Genomic DNA, 3,559 nt, shown 5'->3' with positions numbered 1-3,559 from the left:
GGCATCAGCGCGGCGACGATCAGGCCCGTCCATCGCTTTCCGAGCAGAGCGAACACACGCGTCATGCCTTCCCCGACCGGCTGGCACGGACCGGCGCCATGGAGCTCCTGCTGCTTTTCCGCCATGCGTCCAGGGTACTGGGCTCCCGTTCGGGGATGAAAAAAAGTAAGTGACTGTGTTATCCATAGTCGAGTACGAAAACGAAGCGACTTCCTTGGAGTGCCCCATGGCCACCCTTCTCCACCTGGACTCGTCCGTCTTCCCCATCGACGCCTCGACGTCACGCGCGGTGACGGAGACCTTCCGCAAAGCCTGGGAGGAGCAGCATCCGGACGGCACGGTCATCTACCGCGACCTCAACATCGACCCCGTGCCGCACATCAGCGCCGACGCGCACACCGCCGGCTTCGCCGACCCGGCCACGCACACCCCTGGGCAGGCCGCCGCCTTCGCCGAGCGCGAGAAGCTCATCGCCGAGCTGGAGCAGGCCGACGCGATCCTGATCGGCGCCCCCATGTACAACTTCTCGATCCCGTCGACCCTCAAGGCGTGGCTGGACAACGTGGTCCTCATCGGCCGTACCGCCATGACCGAGGACTCGAAGGTGAAGGGCACCCCTGTCACCGTCGTCGCCAGCCGTGGCGGCTCCTACGCGCCGGGCACGCCGCGCGAGCCCTTCGAGTACGTGCAGAACTACCTGAACGCGGTGCTCGCCGACGCCCTCGGCCTGGACGTCGACTTCATCGTCCCGGAGCTGACCATGGCGCCGCACAACCCGGCGATGAGCGAGCTGATCCCGCTCTCCGAGGCCTCCCGCGCCCAGGCCCTCGACGACGCGGCCACCAAGGCGAAGACCCTCGCGGAGCGTCTGGCCGCGTGACCCGTCGACCGGTCGGCGCACGGCGGCACACCTGCCGACCACGCGCCGGCCGACCCCGTCACGACGAGATCCGCAGTCCGGCGCCGCCCCTCGAAGTCGAGCATGACCACACAGACGCATGAGGCTCAGGGCTGGCGCTGTACAGGTTGACGTACAGGGCGCTGCCGTCGGGGATGGCTCGGCCCGCCCCAGGTGCGGCGCAGGGTGCCGGTGAGGCCGCGTCCGGAGGCGTCGCAGAACGGGCCGCCGCCGTCGGCCGCGAACGAGCAGGACGCGAGGCCGCCCAGCCTCGCGGAGCATTTCCTGGCCCCGTGGGACTGGAGCGAGGTCATCTCGTCCGCCGCAAGAGCTCGGGACCAGACCTTGACCTCGTCGAAGGCGCCCGCGTACACCGGGTCGCCGGAGAAGTCGGAGCGTCCCAGCCAGTTGCGCGCCGACGTGCCCAGGACGGACGGGTCGAGCGTCATCGAGGCGTCCCGGGCGACGGCTGCGCCGTTGACGTAGAGGGTGCCCGTGGAGCCCGAAAGGGTCACCGCCAAGTGGCTCCACTGGTGCAACGGCAGCGCGGCTGTGCCGTTGAGCCCCTGCTCGCCGCCCGGCCCGCTGGTGGTGACGGCGAACCGAGGCACCCCGTCGGCGCATCAGCTGCCGCTTGCCGGCGAGCAGGGGACGCAAGGGACCAGACAACAATCATTCGAAATGACGAACGTTGTGCGATTTGCCGACCAGAACATAGGTAGGCGGCGAGCGAGCGTCAACGGTGCTCACGGGAATGCACAGGCCTCGCACCCGGGCAGAAGACCCTCCGCCGCCCGCGCGCGTGGCGCCAAACCAGCGCGAACCCGGCCTCACGCGCCCCCGGAAGCCACGGGGAATCCACCCGCAGGCGAACCCGATAGACGCTGGTCAGCCTCCCCGCCCATACCTCCACCCCAGCGGCTGGCGATCGACGCGAAGGCCGACCGGCTGATCCTGTCCGGACCATGGATAGCCCAATCGAGTTCAGCGCTCTGCGCCCCCGAGCCCTCTCCGACGGCGAGCGCCAGGAGTTCCACGCGGTCATACGACACACGCGCACTGGTCTGATCGCCTGCTCCGACCGGGTCCCGCCCCCTCTCACGCACTGCCAACAACAGCCCGCCATCGCCGAGCACCCCGTCTACCAGGACCTGCTGGTCCGAGCGCGTCGCCTCACCAGCTACGCCCCGCGCTGCTTCACGTAGAACATCACCGATAGACCGCTCTGCGACGTTTCACGTGAAACATGACCCCGCCCGCGCACAGGGGACTCGGCACGCCCCCACCCCGTCTCACGCCACCCAAATCACGAAAGCCCTTACTGAATCCGCTGAGAGACTCCTCACACTTCACGAACCAGGCGGTCGCGCGTCGGGAGTCCCCTCGGACACAAAAAGAAGCGGTCCCATCGTCTTCACGATGGGACCGCTTCACTGTGCGCGAGGGGGGAGTTGAACCCCCACGCCCTTGCGGGCACTGGAACCTGAATCCAGCGCGTCTGCCTATTCCGCCACCCGCGCATTGGGTGTGTCCTCGGGCCCTGCCCTTTCGGTGCCGGGGCCTTCCGACATCCAGAAGATTAGCACGCTGGAGAGGGTGGGTTCACATCCCTTATCCGTGGCCGCCCCCGCCCCGGCTCACCCGGAACGGAGCCCCCGGCAGGGACCGAACACCTGCCCAGTTCCGTCACGTATCAACGAGTGCTGGTTCACGTATCAACCTCGTACCGGTCCCGGCCATCTCCACTGGAGGAGGGCAGGGTCCACGGTCAGGTGCGGGACACTGGTCTCGTGCCGCCTCTACGATCCTTGGCAGAGTTCGGGCGGGGGTAGTTCGAAGAGGAGCTCCGGTGGGAAGCCGGGAGGGGACCTCAGTGGGCGTCGGCGCCGGTGACACCGGCCGACGGAGCCGACCGGGGGAACCAGCCGATTTCCCGGCGCGTGGATACGATCAGTAAGCAGTACGGACGCAGTACGCAGAGCGGTGACGACGGAGGAGGTGCCCCATGGGAGTCCTGAAGAAGTTCGAGCAGCGTCTCGAAGGTCTGGTCAACGGCACCTTCGCCAAGGTGTTCAAGTCCGAGGTCCAGCCCGTGGAGATCGCGGGAGCGCTCCAGCGCGAGTGCGACAACAACGCGACCATCTGGAACCGCGACCGGACGGTCGTCCCCAATGACTTCATCGTGGAACTGAGCACGCCCGACTTCGAGCGCCTCAGCCCCTACTCCGGCCAGCTCGGCGACGAACTCGCCGGCATGGTGCGCGACTACGCCAAGCAGCAGCGATACACCTTCATGGGCCCCATCAAGGTCCACCTGGAGAAGGCGGACGACCTCGACACCGGCCTGTACCGGGTGCGCAGCCGTACGCTCGCCTCCTCCACCGACCAGCAGGGCCCCGGGGGCGCCCCGGCGAACGCCGGCGGTGGCCGCCCCGGCGGCTACGGCTACCCGCCCACCGCCGCGCCCGCCGGCGCCCCGCCCATGCCGCCCACGCCGCCGCCCGGCGCGCTGGAGGTAGGGGGCCGAGCCGGGACGGCCGCCGGGCGGCGGCGTGGGCGGCATGGGCGGGGCGCCGGCGGGCGCGGCGGTGGGCGGGTAGCCGTAGCCGCCGGGGCGGCCACCGCCGGCGTTCGCCGGGGCGCCCCCGGGGCCCTGCTGGT

3 protein-coding genes, 1 tRNA gene and 2 pseudogenes are annotated in these 3,559 nt (G+C 69.4%); 3 read left to right on the top strand and 3 right to left on the bottom strand.

Annotation, left to right across the window (positions count from 1 at the left end):
- Window positions 1–125 (bottom strand): annotated as a pseudogene (locus tag AOK15_RS47610) (winged helix-turn-helix transcriptional regulator); the annotation flags it as partial.
- A gap of 101 nt (window positions 126–226) precedes the next feature.
- On the opposite strand from AOK15_RS47610, the gene AOK15_RS32415 reads away from it, so the two are divergent.
- Window positions 227–880, top strand: coding sequence for an FMN-dependent NADH-azoreductase (locus AOK15_RS32415; protein WP_055521892.1), 654 nt, complete (start codon window positions 227–229; stop codon window positions 878–880).
- 170 nt (window positions 881–1,050) lie between these two features.
- Here the strand turns inward: AOK15_RS32415 and AOK15_RS32410 are convergent.
- Window positions 1,051–1,518: pseudogene (locus tag AOK15_RS32410) on the bottom strand (LamG domain-containing protein); the annotation flags it as partial.
- Window positions 1,519–1,863: 345 nt separating this feature from the next.
- On the opposite strand from AOK15_RS32410, the gene AOK15_RS32405 reads away from it, so the two are divergent.
- Complete coding sequence (locus AOK15_RS32405; RefSeq protein ID WP_055521890.1) at window positions 1,864–2,103, top strand: hypothetical protein; 240 nt, start codon at window positions 1,864–1,866, stop codon at window positions 2,101–2,103.
- A 231-nt stretch (window positions 2,104–2,334) separates the two neighbouring features.
- On the opposite strand, the gene AOK15_RS32400 is transcribed toward AOK15_RS32405, so the two are convergent.
- Window positions 2,335–2,418 (bottom strand) — tRNA-Leu (locus AOK15_RS32400).
- A gap of 485 nt (window positions 2,419–2,903) precedes the next feature.
- Here AOK15_RS32400 and AOK15_RS32395 point away from each other — a divergent pair.
- Window positions 2,904–3,559: DUF3662 domain-containing protein (locus AOK15_RS32395; RefSeq protein ID WP_240508701.1), on the top strand; the 656-nt coding region annotated here is incomplete at its 3' end.

This window comes from Streptomyces ossamyceticus, assembly GCF_001418475.1.
GTDB lineage: Bacteria > Actinomycetota > Actinomycetes > Streptomycetales > Streptomycetaceae > Streptomyces > Streptomyces ossamyceticus.
Note: the sequence above shows the minus strand (reverse complement) of the source record. Positions and strands in the feature narration are given on the sequence as shown.

Coding starts and splice junctions, on each gene's coding strand:
- AOK15_RS32415 (WP_055521892.1), top strand. CDS start 227: ATGGCCACCCTTCTCCACCTGGACTCGTCCGTCTTCCCCATCGACGCC.
- AOK15_RS32405 (WP_055521890.1), top strand. CDS start 1,864: ATGGATAGCCCAATCGAGTTCAGCGCTCTGCGCCCCCGAGCCCTCTCC.